The sequence below is a fragment of the Schleiferia thermophila genome (assembly GCF_003337435.1).
GTDB classification, from domain to species: Bacteria; Bacteroidota; Bacteroidia; order Flavobacteriales; family Schleiferiaceae; genus Schleiferia; species Schleiferia thermophila.
The window spans coordinates 800,779-817,518 of record NZ_QPJS01000001.1; the positions used below are offsets into that span (position 1 = coordinate 800,779).

The following is a 16,740-nucleotide window of genomic DNA, read 5'->3' on the forward strand; positions in this document are numbered from 1 at the left end:
GTTTCTGAAGGTCAAATCCTGTTGATTTAATCTTTGGCTTTTGACCTTTTTTTCCTATAAAACAAAATGAAAATGGCTATCGCGATGAGGAATGGCCACAATTCAACTAAACCTATTAAAAACCATAAAAAGTTGTCCCAGCCGTTGGAGATGCTTCTGAAAATGCGTTTTGCAAATTGAAAATCTCTTTTTGTCTCCTGGAAGAGATTGATGCTGAGTTGGCTATAGGAAATTTGAGCGTCATAATTTTTTAAAAGTTGTTCATATTGTTCAATTTCAAACCTTATTTCGTTAAGCTTTGATTCAATTTCAAGTATTTCGGCTATGGTTTTGGCTTGTTTGAGCAATTCGCGGTATCGAATTTCGAGTTCTTTTTTGTTTTGAATTCGTGCTTCTGTATCGCGATAGTATTTTGTAACATCTTCTACTCTGATACTTTTTGATTCAGGTTTGCCGAGGTCTTTTTCCAATAAGTTCAAAAATTCATCGAAGTTGTCAGAAGGTACCTTGCAATCCAAATAGACATTGACGCTGTAGTCGTAGGTATCAATATTTTCATGCACGATGGACCCTCCAAATGTTTTGAGATGATGTGTGATGGTTTCTTTGGATTGTGTCCAATCTTCTGTCCGAAATCGTATAGAGCCGTTTTTAATCAGCAGCCTGTTGCTATATTCCTCTGATGATTGGTTTTCAGAAATTGGGTTTACGGCATCCGCGTACTCTTGTATGGATTTCTGAGTATAGTTGCTGTTAGTTGTTGGGCTGTTGCAGGATGCAAAAAACAGCAGTGCAATGAACACCATGTAATGGATTGGCCGTATTCTCACGCTTACATATTTTTTGTAAATGAACGCAATTTTGAGGTATTGCAATACTGAGTATGGACGGAAGTTGCAAGATTTAGGGATACAATTGATGGAAAGCGCACCGATTATTCTTTAAATACTGGTAAAAGTTTGTAAAGTATTCCGTTTGTTTCATCGGAAAAATAAATATAGCCGTCGGGCGACTCCACAACATTTCGAATTCTGCCTTCGCCCTGAAACAGACGAGTTTCTGATACCAGTGTATGGTTCAAGAATCTGGTCATATTCAGATGCTGACCGACCAGAGAGCCAATGAACAGGTTTCCATTTAAGCCTGGATATTTATCGGATTTCAAAAAAGCCATACCGCAGGGAGCAATGCTTGGCGTCCAGTGATGAATGGGCTGCACTGTACCGGGATAAGTTGGCGGACCTATGGTGCCTCCACCGTATTGTTCGCCATATGTAGCTAAAGGCCAGCCGTAATTGTTACCCGGCTCGATGATATTGATTTCATCACCGCCTTGTGGACCGTGCTCGTGAGCCCACAATTTGCCTGTAGTCGGGTGAAAGTCCAATCCTTGGATATTTCGATGTCCATACGACCAGATTTCTGGTAAAAAGTCGGGTTTTCCTACAAAGGGATTATCTGCTGGTACACTGCCATCTTCGTTTAGCCGTAGAAGGCATCCCATGTGATTCAAGGTGTTCTGTGCCTGCTGCATATTGCCCCGGTCGCCAAGTCCGAGAAATAAATGACCCTTTCCGTCGAAAGCTATCCGACTTCCGAAATGCACACCACTATTGGAGCGTGCATTTGCCACAAAAATCTCCTCAAAATCGCTGATTGCTTCGTTTGAATATTTTGCTCTGCCCAGTGCAGTGGTGGGCTGTCCGTCAGCTATCTTCGAATAGCTGAAATAGATTAATTTATTTTTTGAAAAATCCGGATGAAGTCTGATGTCCATAAGTCCGCCTTGCCCAAAAAGGATAGCGCCGGGTACTTTAAAAATATTTTTTTTGGTTCCTGTTGTAACGTTGGCCAAAAGTATATCGCCTGATTTTTCTGCTATCAATACTTCGCTTTCATTCAGAAAAGCCATGCCCCAGGGAATGTTAAGCTCAGTGACTACTGGTTGTTTGACTAATTCGAGATTTGCAGGGATTCCGGGTTTATCGGAAGGGTTTGTATTCTGTTTTTGACAACATAAATGACTCACGACAAGAGTACACAGTAAGGATTTTACTATTTTCATTATTTGGAAATACCTTTTAGCGAGTGGAAATATACACCTAAATAAAAAATTTGGCAAGGTGTATTTAATACACTTACTTTGTGCAAAATACCTGATTCAATGAAAAAATCGATACTATTCTTTTGTCTGTTGGTTACAATCAATATGGCTGGGCAAATGCGCTCTGTAACTTTCAGGGTAGATATGAGTCAGCAATCCGTGGCAGCACAAGGTGTGCATATAGCCGGAAGTTTTCAGGGTTGGAATCCAGCCACCACACAAATGACGCTCACAGCTAATGGCGTATACACCTACACAGCGCAGATATCTCAAGGCACAAGCATTCAATTCAAGTATATCAATGGCAACACCTGGGCAGGTGAAGAATCCGTGCCATCGGCCTGTGGTGTTCCAAATGGTTTTGGAGGATTTAACAGGTCACTGACCGTAACTCAAGACACTATACTTCCGGTGGTGTGTTTTTCATCGTGTACTACATGTGCACCACTGCCTCCAACCAGCCTTGTCACGTTCAGAGTCAATATGTCCAATGTGGCCTCTGTCAGTTCATTTGGCGTACATATAGCCGGCAGTTTTCAAAACTGGAATCCAGCTGCTACTCCCATGCAGTCCAACGGTAGTGTATGGAGCTACACCGTAGCATTGCCGGTAGGGCAGTCGGTTCAATACAAGTTTATCAATGGCAATGCCTGGGGTCAGGATGAAACCGTGCCCATCGCCTGCGGTACTGGCAGTCCGGTTAACAGGATTTTGACGGTTCCGGCCAATGATACCATTTTGCCGGCGGTGTGTTTTGGTACTTGTGACACGCTTTGTCCTGTGATACCCCCGGCCCCGAAGAAGATGGTCACCTTCAGGGTGGACATGAGTCAGCAGACGGTAAGTGTCAATGGAGTTCATGTGGCAGGTAATTTTCAAGGCTGGAACCCGGCCAGTTCGCCCATGACTCTTGACACAACTACGGGTGTGTATATCCGGGTTGACTCAGCTTCAGTGGGCGATACGGTTTTTTACAAATTTATCAATGGCAATGCCTGGGGGCAGGACGAAACGGTACCCTCTTCCTGTGGAATAGGCTTTCCTTCGGTAAATCGATGGTTTGTGATGCCAAATACAGATACTGTTTTGCCTGTGGTGTGTTTTGGAATGTGTGGTCCTTGTCCTGTCCCTCAGCCTAAAAATGTAACCTTTAGGGTCGATATGAAAAATCAGACGGTTTCACCCAATGGAGTATATCTGGCTGGTAGCTTCAACAACTGGTCACCCTCGGCTACCCCAATGAGTGCAAATGGCTCTGTTTATTCGGCTACTGTGGTAATCAATGCAGGCACAACAGTGCAATTTAAATTTTTAAACGATTCAATATTTAGTGGTGCGGAATCAGTGCCTCCTGCCTGTGGTGTGAGCGACGGATTCGGGGGGTTCAACAGGATTCTTACCGTGGTGGAGGACACAGTTCTACCGGCTGTATGTTTCGCGCTTTGCGACACTTGTCCTGTGCAATTACCGACTTCCAAAGTCACTCTCACTGTGTTGACCACCGGGACACAGGTTTCTCCCCAGGGTATGTACGTAGCCGGGACCTTCAATGGTTGGAATTTTACCCAGCATCAAATGACACTCATCAGCCCCGAAAAGTATCAGATCACACTTGACTGGCCTATAGGTGAACAAGTACTCTATCGATACTCAACGACCAATGGTGTAGGAGGTCAGGAACTGATTACGGGTTCCTGTGGTTATCTGGGTTCCAGACATCTGACTGTGCCGCCACAAGACACTCTGCTGCCTGATGTGTGTTTTAATCGATGCGACCTGGCATGTACTGCTATGGATGTAACGGAATCCACATTATTGAGGCCTTTGGTTCACCATCGCCGGGGACTTCTTACTGTGACCAATTTACCTACCGGCGGAACTCCTGTATATATCAAACTTATAGATTTATCGGGCAGAATTCTCCTTAATAAAATGGTTAACTCCGATGGACAATGGCAAGAACGCATAGAGCTTCCCACTGGAGTTTTCCTGCTTCAGATTACGACCGATATGGGTAGTCATATCACTAAGTTTCCTGTCAGTGGGTTTTAACACGTTCATATAAATCGCAACACAAACACCGGCATGTGTAGCCGGTGTTATTTGTTTTAAACTTACTGCAGAACTTGTAAATGCTTGGCTACCACTTTGCTTCGGGATACATGCGCGGCAGATGTTGCATTTCTGCCAGTATATAACCTAAATACTCGGTATGTCGGCCTTGTTTACCTCCGCGTTGGTACCAGGTAGCATCGGGCACGTGCAGCGTGGCAATGTCCAGGATTTCTTCTACCTTACTTCTCCATGCGTCTTTAAGTTGCTCAGGGTGCACACCAATGCCGTATTCGGCCATCTGGCAGTCAATTTCATCAGCCATAAAAAATTCACCGGTCCACATCCATAAATCCTCAAAGGATTTTTGAATTTTCTGATGACTCTCCTGGGTACCGTCCCCAAGCCTAATGACCCACTCTGCACTCCATTGCGCGTGATAGGTGATTTCTTTTATAGCTTTTTGAGCTATGGATTTAATCGTATCGTCTGCCGAAGAACAAAGCCTTCTGTAAAGAAAATAGTTATAGGTATCAAATAAAAACTGCCGTGCGAGTGTGTCACCCCAGTGGCCATTGGGAAGCTCTACAATCAGCAGATTATGAAAAGAATCTGCATCGCGGAAGAAAGGAAGGTCATCTTCCGTGTAATCAGGACCAAGTTGTTTGGCCGCATATTGATAGAGCATACGGGCATGTCCAAGCTGATCTAAGGCGATGTTGCTCAAAGCGATGTCGAGCTCCAGCTCCGGGCCGTGTCCGCACCATTCACTAAGTCGCTGACCTAATATCATGGCATTGTCAGCCAGTCTTAGGGTATATATCAGAAGAGGCGGGGCACCTTGAGTATGAATATTTTTTTTCATGAAAGTAAATGCTAAACTACATATGACCTACTTCGTCGGGAATATCGTAAAAAGTCGGATGACGATACACTTTATCGTCCGCTGGAGAAAAGAGAGGTTCCTTGGCATCAGGAGATGATGCGTGAATGTGGCGCGCCTCTACGACCCAGATACTTACTCCCTCACTTCGGCGGGTGTACACATCACGGGCATTGAGAAGGGCCGTCTGTGCATCCGGAGCATGCAGGCTGCCTACATGCTTGTGGCTTAAGCCGTTTTTACTGCGAATAAACACCTCCCAAAGAGGCCATTGGTCTGTGGACATGCTTCTGCAATTTGATTTCAAAAATACAATGGAAAGGACAACCCTGATTACCGCTTATGGAGTTTTACTTCAATATAATCTCAAACTGATGGTTTTGCTAATGTAAAACTGGTTTGAAACCTGACATCTACTGACGTTTTTAAATACCTAAATTTGTTTTGCTAGGGTTAAAAATGTATATGTTTCTTATGAATTATATAAGGCATCAAAGAAATATGTACGCTCACATGATTTAAAAAAGTCAACAAGAAGGGAAGAAGAAGTTTTGACACAGAAATAATGAATTTTATGAATGACAGCGCCAATACATTCGGGCTTACTGCATATCACTCTGAAAAGAGTTTTTTTATCGGTAAGTTTAATTATACGATACACAAAAATTTTAGAAAAACTACTTATTTATTTGTTTTTTGATGAATCCGGACAGAGGCTAGTTCAGATCGACAATATTCAATAAATTCTATTTGTTTAGAAAGCCTAAATGAAAATCGAATATTTTCGGTGATTATGAATTTTAAATCCATAGCAAAAAATATACAGGTCATTACTTGCAGAAGGCTTTTTATGTATCAATTTCTAAATAAAGGGTTTCCAAAAGAGTTTAAAAAGCCTGACATAAGATATTTTGATTACAGTTCAGTGATTCTATTTGACAAATAGCAGGTTTCATTTATCCGAAACACTTCAGGAGAGGGATTTTAAAAATCTCAATTTCTCTTCTTCAACCGACAGCATTTCTTCCAGTATTTGTCTGATATAGTTTTCGCAATTGACAATCGTGTTGGCATTGAAGCACTCATTTTTTTCTTCAGATAAAGGAACGGAGATGCCCTTGCTATTTCTTAGAAAATTAAGGGAAGCAGAAAAATAACTTTTACCCCTGAAATGCTCATTTTTCAACACCATTATAAGGTAACTGAGCAGTTGTACCTCTTTTCCAGATTTGCTTCTTTTCTTTTCATTTTGGAGATTGTTCAGGTTTAGTTTTTGAACGTTTTGTTTTACAGAACCTGTTTTGTAATCTATTATGCGGATTAAATTGTTTTCACTTTGAATTCGATCAATTTTTCCATAGAGTCGTACATATCCATTTATCGATGGAATACTGATTTGACAAGAGAACTGCTCTTCCAGATGCAATATTACAATTTCATTTTTATTATTTTGAACCGTTTCTAAATCCAGCTGAATTTGATTTTTAATCATTTGCAGTATAATCTTACTGGCTAGGAAATTTTTGCCCTTGTTCCAATCCATAAAACCATACTTCTCCTCAAGGCATGATTGAAGTACTGCTTCAGCATTGCCCATCATATTTTTTAAGACATTTTGAGTAAGTATTTGATTGAGATATGGTGAATAGAGTTTTTGCAGGGTTTCGTGCACTATGTTCCCTGTTATTTTTACATTGGCATCCTCTTCAATTTCTTCATATTCCCTCAATTCAAGTAGGTAAGAAGTATAAAAACTTTCAGGTCTTTCCAGGTAATTTGCCAAATGAGATGGGGTAATGCCTTTTTCAAATAATTTTTGTTTTAATTCTTTGATAAAGAATTCATCTTTTTCAATGATAAAAATGCCCGGATGAGGTGTGGTTCTAATGAATTGGTTATGGTTTTCTTCGCTAAATTGAATGTTTTTGTTTTTCTCGCACAATTCCCATTGAATTTGATAGATAAATCTGGACGGAGTCCCTTCTTCACTACCAGATGCCGGGCTATAGGACAGAAGATGGATTTCCTCAGCTCTTTGTAGCAGTCTGTAGTAATGATAGGATTTGATTGCTTGCTGGTATCTGAATTCCGGTAGTTCATATGCTACAGCTATGTCATAAGGAATAATTGACTGATAACTTGGGCTTCCTGGTATTATATCATCGTTTGCTGAAAGTAGGATTACATGTTGAAAGTCTAATAGCCTGGTCTCGAGCATACCCATGATTTGGATCCCCTCCAAAGGTTCACCCAATAGATTGATTCCATATGGTTCAGCTGCTTCTTCCATCAGATACAAAACTTCTTTATTGCTAAGCGATTCGGTCTGAAAAGCATTGAGTGTTTCATTGAGCTCTTGCAGAAATTTTCTGATTAGGGAGATTTGTTCGGCTTCGAAGATGTGTAAGTTGCTGAGATGGTGAAAAGCTTGTTCAAAAATTTCAAGAGCTATGTTAAGAATGTCTGAGGGACGCATGAGGTCTTTAAACAACTCCTTGGTATTAGGCAAAAGCACACTGTTTAAAGCATGTGCTTCTATGAAAATCCGGTTTTCCTGATTGATTTTTTCCAGAAATTGACTGATGGAAGTGTTGCAGAATATGAGCTGAGCGACACCGTCAGTTAATATGCTCTGCAGGTGTCGGAAGTAATATTTTCCTCCATTTTGAGCTGCAAAGTCAGTAGCTCTTAGAAATTTCATCAGCCATTGGAATACCGGGGCCTTTATCAGGGGAATGTTCATGGTGACATTGATACCAGAGTCTACTGATGGCAGGTGATGCAAGAGGGGGAAGAGCATACTTTCGTCAGGCAGGACGATAGCCACTTCTCTGAAGTCTTCAATTTTTCGCTCTTTAAGTCGCTGGACAATTTGGGCTACTATGTCGACTTGGTGGGTTTTTCCACTTATCCGATGGTGAGTGATTTTTTTGCTGGTTTTTAGTAAATGATCCGTCAGGATGGATTTTTCGGACAGCAATCGTTTGTTTACAAGTAGATTATAAAATCTTCCGGCTTCGTGATTTGCTGTCTCAGTGGTATAATATGTATCGAAATCGCTTATTAATTCGGCTTTATTTTGATCGACCAGGGTTTTGATTACTTTGTATTCGCTTTTTGTAAGAGCATTAAACCCAATAAAATAAATTTTTTCTTCAGCGCTAGTATAAGTGTCTATCAGTTCGGCGGCTTTCCGGTATACCATGCCTCTGGTGGCCAGATTGGACGATTGTAGTCTGTTTTTAAATTCTTCGTACAGGGCTGGTAATGAGTTGTAAAATTCTTCAAAAATTTGTTCTAAATGGCCTTTATGTCTGTTTGGCTCCCAGTATTCGAGGGACTTTGCTCGGGCAGTATTTGTCAAGATGCTTTTGGGGTTTATGAGTTGTTGGTCGATTGCATCAAAATCTCTTACTACCTGAGGCCCCCAGGAGAGAAAGTCAGTCAGATTTTTACATCGCTGATGTAAGCATTTTTTACCAACCTGAAAAAGCTCTGCATACAGGCGAACAGGAGAAGCCACTTCAAGCGCTGCTACCTTGCTCATCCATTGGTCCATGGTCATAATGTGCGGTGCTATAGTGGGATTTTCGGATTTTTCAGCAAGGTTGCGGAGGAGATAGACACGAGCCCTTTGTGTCGGAACTACGATCAGAAGGTTAATGAGTTTCCCATTGTGTTCACTGACTAATGTATCGGCTATGTATTCCAGGAATTTCATAAGTTAGAACATCGGCTGTATTGGTTTGTTTTTCAGTATGTTTTCAATTTTTTCCATCACTTCTTCGGTGAGCAAGGGGACTACATCCGGAGCTTTCAGATTGTGCTTGAGTTGTTCTGGTTTACTGGCTCCGAGTAGTACTGTACTTACATTTGGGTTTTTAAGGCACCATGCAATAGCCATCCGAGTGAGGTCGGTACCTATTTCTCGTGCCAGGTTGAGCAGTTCAGATACTTTTGTTAGATTTTCTTCCACCAGATTACGTTCGGCCAGCCAGTTGAGCTCTGCTCTTTTAAGGCGATAGTTTTCCTTTATGCCGTTGTTGTATTTACCAGTCAGCAGTCCACTAGCCAGAGGCGACCAGGTCGTCAGGCCGAGGCCCACGGTTTTGTAGATTTGAGAAAATTCCACTTCTACTTTCTGCCGGTGCAGCATATTGTACTGGGGCTGCTCCACTACAGGTCCTATCAGATTGTGGCGGGCTGCAATCATATGTGCTTCCATTATTTCCTGAGCACTCCATTCAGAGGTTCCCCAGTAGAGAATTTTACCGGCCATGAAGAGCTGATGCATCGACCAAACGGTTTCTTCAATAGGAGTAGACTTATCTGGCCTGTGACAGAAGTAAATATCCAGGTAGTCTACTTGCAATCTTCTAAGAGCATCGTCACAGGCTTCTCTTATGTGCTTGCGATGTAACCCGCGCTGTGTGGGTAATTTTCCTCCTGAACCAAAGAAAACTTTGCTGGAAATAGCATAGCTGTCGCGACTCCATCCGACCTCTTTCAATATGCTTCCCATTACTTCTTCCGAACGGCCATTGGCATATATTTCGGCATTGTCAAAAAAATTGATGCCACTTTCGTAGGCAATTACCATCAGCTCTTTTGCTGTTTCATAGCTGATTTGATTTCCGAAAGTTATCCAGGTGCCAAAAGAGAGTTGACTAACAGGCAAACCAGCTTTTCCTAGTTTTCTGTATTCCATATCGCGTGATTAAAATAAATTTATCCAAAAATAACCAACGCAAAAACTCTTACACGGAAATGTCAATAAAAAAACCGTCGCTATATGCAGCAACGGTTTTCTTTTTAAGGTTGACGGGGTTTATTGGATCAACGACATATTTAATCCCAGGTACACCATTCGCCCAAAAATCGGGCCCCAAATCAATGTAGCGTCGAAAGCAGGATTTGATGGGTCGCCAAAGGAGATGATGGGATCCGTTTGTTGGAGATTCAACAGATTTTCAACTCCGAGATAGATATCTCCATTTTTAAAGGTATATTTTACCTGGCCGTGAACCAGCCAAAAATTTGGAGATCTATCGTTTTTTTGAAATTGAGGTCCTTTTTCAGCTGTCTGTGGGATTCGTACTGATGCATACCGATTGATAGTAAGGTCAAAGTGCCAGTTACCTCTGGTGGCATAAGCTGCATTGAAAAACCACCGCTCGGGTGATATAAAAGGAGTTTCGATCCTTTGATCAGCAAATTGGGTATAGACCCATTGACGTTTGTATGCCAGTCGGGTTTCCAGTCTTTTGATAGGCAAGTAGTCGGCTTGTATCAACAGCTGATTCGAACTTGAACCTCTTGTGAAATATGCATGATATTCCAGGGCGTGCTTGTCGAAATCTGGAATCAATTGATTGTAGAAATACGTATGCTGATAATCGGCCAGGATGGAAAACGGCATGTAATTAACTGTAAAATCCTGCTGAAGACTAAAACCTGTATTCAGTGCTATTTCCTGCTGCAGTTGGTCGGTGATGTAAACTGCTCTGTTTGACATAAGGGCCTGGGAGCTTTCGAGAGTGATTACAGGAGTTCGTCTTCCCGTACCGATTTGTGCCCTTAGGGTAGTTTTTTCAGCTGGTGAATATTTTAGATGGAGTCTGGGTGTAGCAAAAAATCCGAAAAGATTGGAATGATCCAGACGTAAGCCACCTACTATGGCAACTTCTTCGGTAGGTTTCCAGGTAACCTCAGCAAATGGGCCAGTAGATATTTCTACCCGTCCGTCAGGTTTTATGACGGACGTAGTGTCGGTAATGTATCCGTTGATTTTGTCCAACTGAAAGGTTATGCCTGATTTAAAGGTCAAGTCCGAACCATCACTTCCATAACTGTAAATAAGGTTTTGATGCAAAGACCATTGCTGAGCATCGAGTGCCCTGCGGCCAAAAGTCCCACTGCTTTCATGATTGTGAAAGCTTATTATATAGCCCACTGATGAGGGTGTCTCTGTGTCAAAAATGAAGGCATTTTTGGTAAATAGTTCCCAGCGTTTGTTTATGGCCCGGTATTCCCATCCTGGCTGATGAATGGGTGAGGGATCAAAAGGGACATCCATGGTACCACCAGACCTTTTGTCATTTACAAACCTGATACCGGCTTGACCTTCAAAATTCCTTTCATTTGAATATTTCCATTTATTTTGAAGGTTTACCTGTTGGCCAATTGGCATATCCATAAATTGGTCACCGTTCATATCCCAGGCCACAGGATTTGCATTCAGGTGAATGAGCGTATGCTGGGAGACAAAATCATTGACCAATCCACTTTGTAGTGCATTGATTTCCAAACGCAAAGCATTGTTGATGTACGAGTTGATTGCCAACATAGGAGCTGATTCCGGTTTAGTCAATTCTACATTGATATGCCCGGACATACTCTCATATCCGTTGACCACACTGCCGATTCCTTTGGTCAATTGGATGCTTTCTATCCATGGTCCGGGAATGGAGGAAAGGGCCATTTGTTGGTTTAAACCTCTGCCAAAGGGAACATTTTCGATCTGAAGCATGGAGTATTTACCAGACAGACCGAGAAGCTCAATTTGCCGCATACCACTAATAGCATCCGTAAAACTGGATTCCACAAGTGGATTGGTTTCAAAACTTTCAGAAAGATTGCAGCATGCAGCCTTGCCCAACTCCTTTTTGCCAATGTTTTGTGTGAGCAATATGTGCTTATGGCTGATTTCGATTCCTTTGATTACTTCGCGGATTTCAACCTCCTGAAGCAGGTTGCCCGGATATAAGATTATGGAGTCAATCTCCCTGACTCCGGGAGCGATGTACATTTCCACTCTTTTAAATCCGACGAAACTGACAACGAGTGTGTCTGGTTTTATCGGCTTTTTAATATTAAAGATACCATTGTCATCAGTTATGGTCCCGGTTTTTTCCATTTTCCAGAATACATTGGCATAGGGCAATGGCAAAATAGTTCCTTGTTCATTGCTGTACACCCTACCAGTGATCGTCTGAGCTGTGATCAGACCACTGCTCATTATGGAGATAAAAATTCCCCACAGCACAAAATTCCACCTCATTGTCTTTCGTTTTTTCGTTACTCTTTGCGATGGATGTTGTTTGTATCCCTATAATTGCAACAGGGTGCCAATGAGTAATAGATTTCATCGGGCGCCTTTGACTTTTCAGTATCATGCCCTGCCTGATTGATCAGATAGTGGATGCTGTCCAGAGTGATTTCAGCAGGCCTGTATACAACTCTTAGATGCTTTGTCTTTTTATTCCATTCTGCATAGAGTATACCAGGTACGTCCAGTGCTTTTTCAATGCGGTTTTTGCACATATTGCACACTCCATCCACGACTATGGTACTTTCTGTTTTTTTCTGAGCGGATACAAGTTGGGAAATTATAAGTAAAAAAACTACGGCTATATGTTTCATTTTAATTTAATATTATTTGTTGAACAAAAAATTAGTTGTCAATTTTTTAAAACAAAAAAATCAGAGATATCTTACAAATATTAGCCGTAGTAAGTCAACCGATGAAACAGAACGAAAAGAGGTACTTTGCCAAGTGGAATCTGATACGCTATAACTTTTGCTTCAGAAGTAGTATTCTTGTTGTATTTGGTGAAAGAACCAGCGAATTCGGGACTTGTAAAAAAATTGATATTTGAGAGCTTCTCCAGAATCAGCGTCTGGTGAGCTGATGCGAGGGAAACTATTTCTGTAACACAACAGGATTCTTTTTCACATGTATCGGTATCCGATGGAACTTCATGGCAATCAAGGGGACCTGAATCCTCTGGAGTACAACACCCGTCAGCTGGCTGAAACAATGAGATATCGGTAATCTCACCCATGCATACGTGCACAGAAAAGTGTACTCCACTGCCGGAAAGCAGAAGGAAAAACACCATTAACTGTGCGGTAAGCTTATGCAGCAAGCTTTTCATGAATACAAATTTACAACATTTGAAATTAAATGAATTGTCTCCTGCATCACAATGCGCTTTTTAAAAAGATGTGCAGTGCGACTAAGAAGAGCAGTTGCTTCTGAAGTAAAAATTACAACTGAAAATAAACTTCCCAGATTTAAACATTTACAAACATCGATTAAGTAGGATGCATTTACCTTTACCGCGATTTAAAAAAAATCGTATGGCTAAAGTTCATAATTTTTCAGCTGGACCAAGCATTTTACCCCGTGAAGTTTTGGAAAAAGCGGCTTCAGCAGTTCTTGATTTTGACAATTTAAAATTATCGCTTCTTGAAATATCGCACAGAAGCAAAAACTTTGAAGCCGTGATGGAGCGGGCCCGGTCGCTGGTGAAAGAGCTTATGCAATTGCCAGACGGGTACTCAGTGCTCTTCTTGCAGGGAGGGGCAAGCTTGCAATTTGTGATGGTAGCTCAAAATCTGCTTCGGGAAAGGGGAAAAGCCGCTTATATTGATACAGGCACCTGGGCTTCAAATGCCATCAAAGAGGCTAAAATATTTGGTCAGGTGGAAGTGGTGGCCAGCTCAAAAGCAGATAATTACCGGTACATTCCAAAAGGGTATACGATACCAGCGGACGCTGATTATTTTCATTGCACCTCCAATAATACCATTTATGGAACGCAAATCAAGGAATTTCCTACCTCGCCGATTCCCATGGTTTGCGATATGTCATCGGATATTTTCAGTCGAAGAATTGATTTTTCTAAATTTTCGCTCATCTATGCCGGGGCTCAGAAAAACATGGGGCCTGCTGGCACTACACTGGTAGTAGTGAAAGATGAAATTCTGGGAAAAACCGGCAGGGCTATCCCAGCCATGATGGATTATCGCACACATATCAGTAAAGATAGTATGTACAATACCCCACCTGTATTTGCAGTCTATGTAAGCATGCTCACCATGGAATGGTTGGTAAGCAACGGCGGTCTTGAATGGATTGAAAATATCAATCGCCAGAAAGCAGAGCTCATGTATGCGGAAATAGACCGTAATCCATTGTTTTACGGAACGGTGGCACCCGAAGACCGAAGCTGGATGAATGCGTGCTTTCTATTAAAAGATCCCGCCCTGGAGCCTGAATTTGATAAAATGTGGAAAGAAGCAGGTATTTCCGGATTGAGAGGTCACAGAAGTGTGGGTGGTTATCGCGCCAGCATGTACAATGCTCTGCCCCTGGAAAGTGTACAGGTTCTTGTGGAGGTTATGAAAGAATTTGAAAGAATTAAAGGTTGACAACTTATGAAAATACTCGCGAATGACGGTTTAAATCAAACAGGTATAGACCTGCTCGAAAATGCAGGATTTCAAGTACTTACCAATAGGGTTGCTCAGGATGCACTTGCCTCCTTTATCAATGAAAATCAAATTGAAATTCTCCTTGTAAGGAGCGCTACCAAAGTACGCAAAGATCTGATTGATGCATGTCCGCACCTGAAGCTTATAGGCAGAGGAGGAGTTGGATTGGACAATATTGATGTAGAGTACGCCCAAAGCAAGGGAATTAAAATAATTAATACACCGGCATCTTCGAGCGATTCGGTAGCTGAACTGGTGATGGCTCACTTGTATGGGATGGTCAGATTTCTGTATGACAGCAACCGAATCATGCCGCTGGAAGGAGAAACTCGCTTCAACGAGCTGAAAAAGAAATATTCCAACGGAAAGGAGCTGAGAGGTAAAACACTGGGAATTATCGGTATTGGCAGGATTGGTCAGGCATTGGCGCGGCTTGCCTACGGCGTGGGCATGAAGGTGATTGCATCTGATCCATTCTACGATAAGCAGGTGGATATTTCCATCGCTTTTGCCGACGGCCAAACACTGACGTTTTCAGTGCCGGTAGTAGATATGGATACACTTCTGGCCCAGAGTGATTTCATCAGCTTGCATGTACCTGCCTCAGATCGACCGATTATTGGTAAGGAAGAGTTCAAAAAAATGAAGGCAGGTGCGGGCATTGTAAATGCTGCCCGGGGTGGAGTGGTGGATGAAGTGGCTCTGCTTGAAGCCCTTGATACCGGAAAACTGGCCTATGCCGGTTTGGATGTGTTTGAAAATGAACCGACTCCAGCCATGCGTGTCCTGATGCATCCTAATGTTTCTCTCTCACCTCATATAGGCGCTTCTACGGCTGAAGCCCAGGAACGTATCGGGGAGGAATTGGCCAACCTTATAATTTCCAATTTTAAAAGCTGATAGTCCATAGTACTGAAATAAAAAATCCCGGTTGAGACCGGGATTTTTATTTGATGAATTCCTTATATCGGATGTACCATTTCTTCAGGACGAACCCACTTGTCAAATTGCTCAGCTGTGAGCAGTCCCAACTCTACAGCGGCTTCTTTCAGAGTTTTACCCTCTTTGTGGGCTTTTTTGGCAATTTTTGCCGCATTTTCATAGCCGATATGAGGGTTGAGAGCTGTGACGAGCATTAGGCTGTTTTCGAGATGGCGCTTGATCACGGGCAAATTAGGTTCTATGCCTACTGCACATTTGTGGTTGAAACTTTCGCAGGCATCTCCCAATAGTCTGGCGCTGGTAAGGACGTTGTAAGCGATGACCGGTTTAAATACATTTAGTTCAAAGTGCCCATTGCTACCGGCTAGTGCCACGGCCATATCGTTCCCAATGACTTGTGCACACACCATGGTGAGGGCTTCTGGTTGCGTGGGATTGACCTTTCCGGGCATGATGGAAGAACCGGGTTCGTTGTCCGGTATCAGGATTTCACCGATTCCACAGCGTGGTCCCGAGGCGAGCATGCGAATGTCATTGGCTATTTTCATACAGCTTACTGCTAAGCGTTTCAAAGCTCCGGAAAGCTCCACCATAGCATCGTGTGCAGCCAGTGCCTCAAACTTGTTGGGGGCCGTGATAAAAGGCAGACCGGTAAATTCGGATATTTTAGCCGCTACCAATACATCATAACCCTTTGGTGCATTGAGTCCGGTACCTACGGCCGTACCCCCGAGAGCCAGCTCTCTGACCATTTCCAGGGCATTTTTCAGGGCGCGAATGCCATTGTTGAGCTGTTGCACATAGCCGCTAAACTCCTGGCCAAGGGTCAGTGGTGTGGCATCCATAAAATGGGTTCTTCCGGTTTTTACTATATCCATAAAGGCTTCGGACTTTTGCTTCAGGGTGTTGCGAAGCAGTTCAATCTGGGGAATGGTGCGAGAAGCCACTAGCTTGTAGGCTGCAATATGCATGGCCGTGGGAAAGGTATCATTGCTCGACTGGGATTTGTTTACGTCGTCGTTGGGGTGAAGAATTTTTTTATCGTCAGTTAATTTTCCCCCACTGAGCACGTGAGCGCGATTAGCGATTACTTCGTTTACATTCATATTGCTTTGTGTCCCTGAGCCCGTTTGCCAGATTACTAATGGAAACTCATCGTATAGCTTTCCCTCTATAATCTCATCGCAGACCTTGGAAATCAAATCTCTCTTCTCTGGCGATAAAACTCCGAGTTCGCAGTTGGCATGTGCAGCTGCCTTTTTCAGGTATCCGAAAGCCTCAATGATTTCCTTTGGCATACTGCCTTCAGGTCCGATTTTGAAATTGTTTCTCGAGCGCTCAGTCTGAGCTCCCCAATAGCGGTGGGCAGGTACCTGCACTTCACCCATTGTATCCTTTTCAATACGGTATTCCATGATCTTATGATTTTTGCAAATATTTGCCGCGGTGGGCAAATAGTGATTACTATTTTTTCAGCACT

13 protein-coding genes are annotated in these 16,740 nt (G+C 42.6%); 3 read left to right on the forward strand and 10 right to left on the reverse strand.

Annotated elements, in window-relative coordinates; translation table 11 throughout:
- Window positions 1-26: 26 nt before the first annotated feature.
- Both DES35_RS03405 and DES35_RS03410 read right to left on the reverse strand, forming a co-directional pair.
- Complete coding sequence (locus DES35_RS03405) at window positions 27-830, reverse strand: DUF4349 domain-containing protein (RefSeq protein WP_125039352.1); 804 nt, start codon at window positions 828-830, stop codon at window positions 27-29.
- 104 nt (window positions 831-934) lie between these two features.
- Entirely contained in the window at window positions 935-2,065 is a 1,131-nt protein-coding gene (locus DES35_RS03410; protein ID WP_114365778.1) for a PQQ-dependent sugar dehydrogenase, read from the reverse strand.
- A gap of 99 nt (window positions 2,066-2,164) precedes the next feature.
- On the opposite strand from DES35_RS03410, the gene DES35_RS03415 reads away from it, so the two are divergent.
- Window positions 2,165-4,156: a T9SS type A sorting domain-containing protein gene (locus DES35_RS03415; protein ID WP_114365779.1), complete on the forward strand. Its 1,992-nt coding sequence runs from the start codon at window positions 2,165-2,167 to the stop codon at window positions 4,154-4,156.
- 88 nt (window positions 4,157-4,244) lie between these two features.
- Here DES35_RS03415 and paaC read toward each other — a convergent pair whose 3' ends face one another.
- The 7 genes from paaC to DES35_RS03450 all read right to left on the reverse strand — a co-directional run bounded on the left by paaC (window position 4,245) and on the right by DES35_RS03450 (window position 12,976).
- Window positions 4,245-5,021, reverse strand: coding sequence for a 1,2-phenylacetyl-CoA epoxidase subunit PaaC (gene paaC / locus DES35_RS03420; RefSeq protein WP_051889124.1), 777 nt, complete (start codon window positions 5,019-5,021; stop codon window positions 4,245-4,247).
- Between the two features lie 16 nt (window positions 5,022-5,037).
- Window positions 5,038-5,325 carry a 1,2-phenylacetyl-CoA epoxidase subunit PaaB gene (paaB, locus tag DES35_RS03425; protein WP_037356112.1) on the reverse strand — a complete coding sequence of 96 codons (288 nt, stop codon included), beginning with the start codon at window positions 5,323-5,325 and terminating at the stop codon, window positions 5,038-5,040.
- A gap of 684 nt (window positions 5,326-6,009) precedes the next feature.
- On the reverse strand, window positions 6,010-8,760 hold the full coding sequence (locus DES35_RS03430; RefSeq protein ID WP_114365780.1) for a PD-(D/E)XK nuclease family protein: 2,751 nt from the start codon (window positions 8,758-8,760) through the stop codon (window positions 6,010-6,012).
- Between the two features lie 3 nt (window positions 8,761-8,763).
- Window positions 8,764-9,747: a potassium channel beta subunit family protein gene (locus tag DES35_RS03435; protein ID WP_114365781.1), complete on the reverse strand. Its 984-nt coding sequence runs from the start codon at window positions 9,745-9,747 to the stop codon at window positions 8,764-8,766.
- Between the two features lie 120 nt (window positions 9,748-9,867).
- Window positions 9,868-12,099, reverse strand: coding sequence for a TonB-dependent receptor (locus DES35_RS03440; RefSeq protein ID WP_114365782.1), 2,232 nt, complete (start codon window positions 12,097-12,099; stop codon window positions 9,868-9,870).
- A 17-nt stretch (window positions 12,100-12,116) separates the two neighbouring features.
- The gene (locus DES35_RS03445) at window positions 12,117-12,461 is read right to left on the reverse strand and encodes a heavy-metal-associated domain-containing protein (protein WP_114365783.1); all 345 of its coding nucleotides are present in this window, start codon (window positions 12,459-12,461) and stop codon (window positions 12,117-12,119) included.
- Between the two features lie 80 nt (window positions 12,462-12,541).
- Entirely contained in the window at window positions 12,542-12,976 is a 435-nt protein-coding gene (locus DES35_RS03450; RefSeq protein WP_114365784.1) for an HYC_CC_PP family protein, read from the reverse strand.
- Between the two features lie 205 nt (window positions 12,977-13,181).
- On the opposite strand from DES35_RS03450, the gene serC reads away from it, so the two are divergent.
- Window positions 13,182-14,255 carry a 3-phosphoserine/phosphohydroxythreonine transaminase gene (serC, locus tag DES35_RS03455; RefSeq protein WP_114366014.1) on the forward strand — a complete coding sequence of 358 codons (1,074 nt, stop codon included), beginning with the start codon at window positions 13,182-13,184 and terminating at the stop codon, window positions 14,253-14,255.
- Window positions 14,256-14,261: 6 nt separating this feature from the next.
- A complete protein-coding gene (locus DES35_RS03460) occupies window positions 14,262-15,218 on the forward strand; it encodes a D-2-hydroxyacid dehydrogenase (RefSeq protein ID WP_114365785.1) in 957 nt (318 codons plus the stop codon).
- 62 nt (window positions 15,219-15,280) lie between these two features.
- On the opposite strand, the gene fumC is transcribed toward DES35_RS03460, so the two are convergent.
- Window positions 15,281-16,675: a class II fumarate hydratase gene (gene fumC / locus DES35_RS03465; RefSeq protein WP_114365786.1), complete on the reverse strand. Its 1,395-nt coding sequence runs from the start codon at window positions 16,673-16,675 to the stop codon at window positions 15,281-15,283.
- Window positions 16,676-16,740: the final 65 nt, after the last annotated feature.

Excerpts from the sequence above, each read along its gene's own strand:
- DES35_RS03410 (WP_114365778.1), bottom strand. The coding sequence starts at position 2,065 with ATGAAAATAGTAAAATCCTTACTGTGTACTCTTGTCGTGAGTCATTTA.
- DES35_RS03415 (WP_114365779.1), top strand. The coding sequence starts at position 2,165 with ATGAAAAAATCGATACTATTCTTTTGTCTGTTGGTTACAATCAATATG.
- paaC (WP_051889124.1), bottom strand. The coding sequence starts at position 5,021 with ATGAAAAAAAATATTCATACTCAAGGTGCCCCGCCTCTTCTGATATAT.
- paaB (WP_037356112.1), bottom strand. The coding sequence starts at position 5,325 with ATGTCCACAGACCAATGGCCTCTTTGGGAGGTGTTTATTCGCAGTAAA.
- DES35_RS03430 (WP_114365780.1), bottom strand. The coding sequence starts at position 8,760 with ATGAAATTCCTGGAATACATAGCCGATACATTAGTCAGTGAACACAAT.
- DES35_RS03435 (WP_114365781.1), bottom strand. The coding sequence starts at position 9,747 with ATGGAATACAGAAAACTAGGAAAAGCTGGTTTGCCTGTTAGTCAACTC.
- DES35_RS03440 (WP_114365782.1), bottom strand. The coding sequence starts at position 12,099 with ATGAGGTGGAATTTTGTGCTGTGGGGAATTTTTATCTCCATAATGAGC.
- DES35_RS03445 (WP_114365783.1), bottom strand. The coding sequence starts at position 12,461 with ATGAAACATATAGCCGTAGTTTTTTTACTTATAATTTCCCAACTTGTA.
- DES35_RS03450 (WP_114365784.1), bottom strand. The coding sequence starts at position 12,976 with ATGAAAAGCTTGCTGCATAAGCTTACCGCACAGTTAATGGTGTTTTTC.
- serC (WP_114366014.1), top strand. The coding sequence starts at position 13,182 with ATGGCTAAAGTTCATAATTTTTCAGCTGGACCAAGCATTTTACCCCGT.
- DES35_RS03460 (WP_114365785.1), top strand. The coding sequence starts at position 14,262 with ATGAAAATACTCGCGAATGACGGTTTAAATCAAACAGGTATAGACCTG.
- fumC (WP_114365786.1), bottom strand. The coding sequence starts at position 16,675 with ATGGAATACCGTATTGAAAAGGATACAATGGGTGAAGTGCAGGTACCT.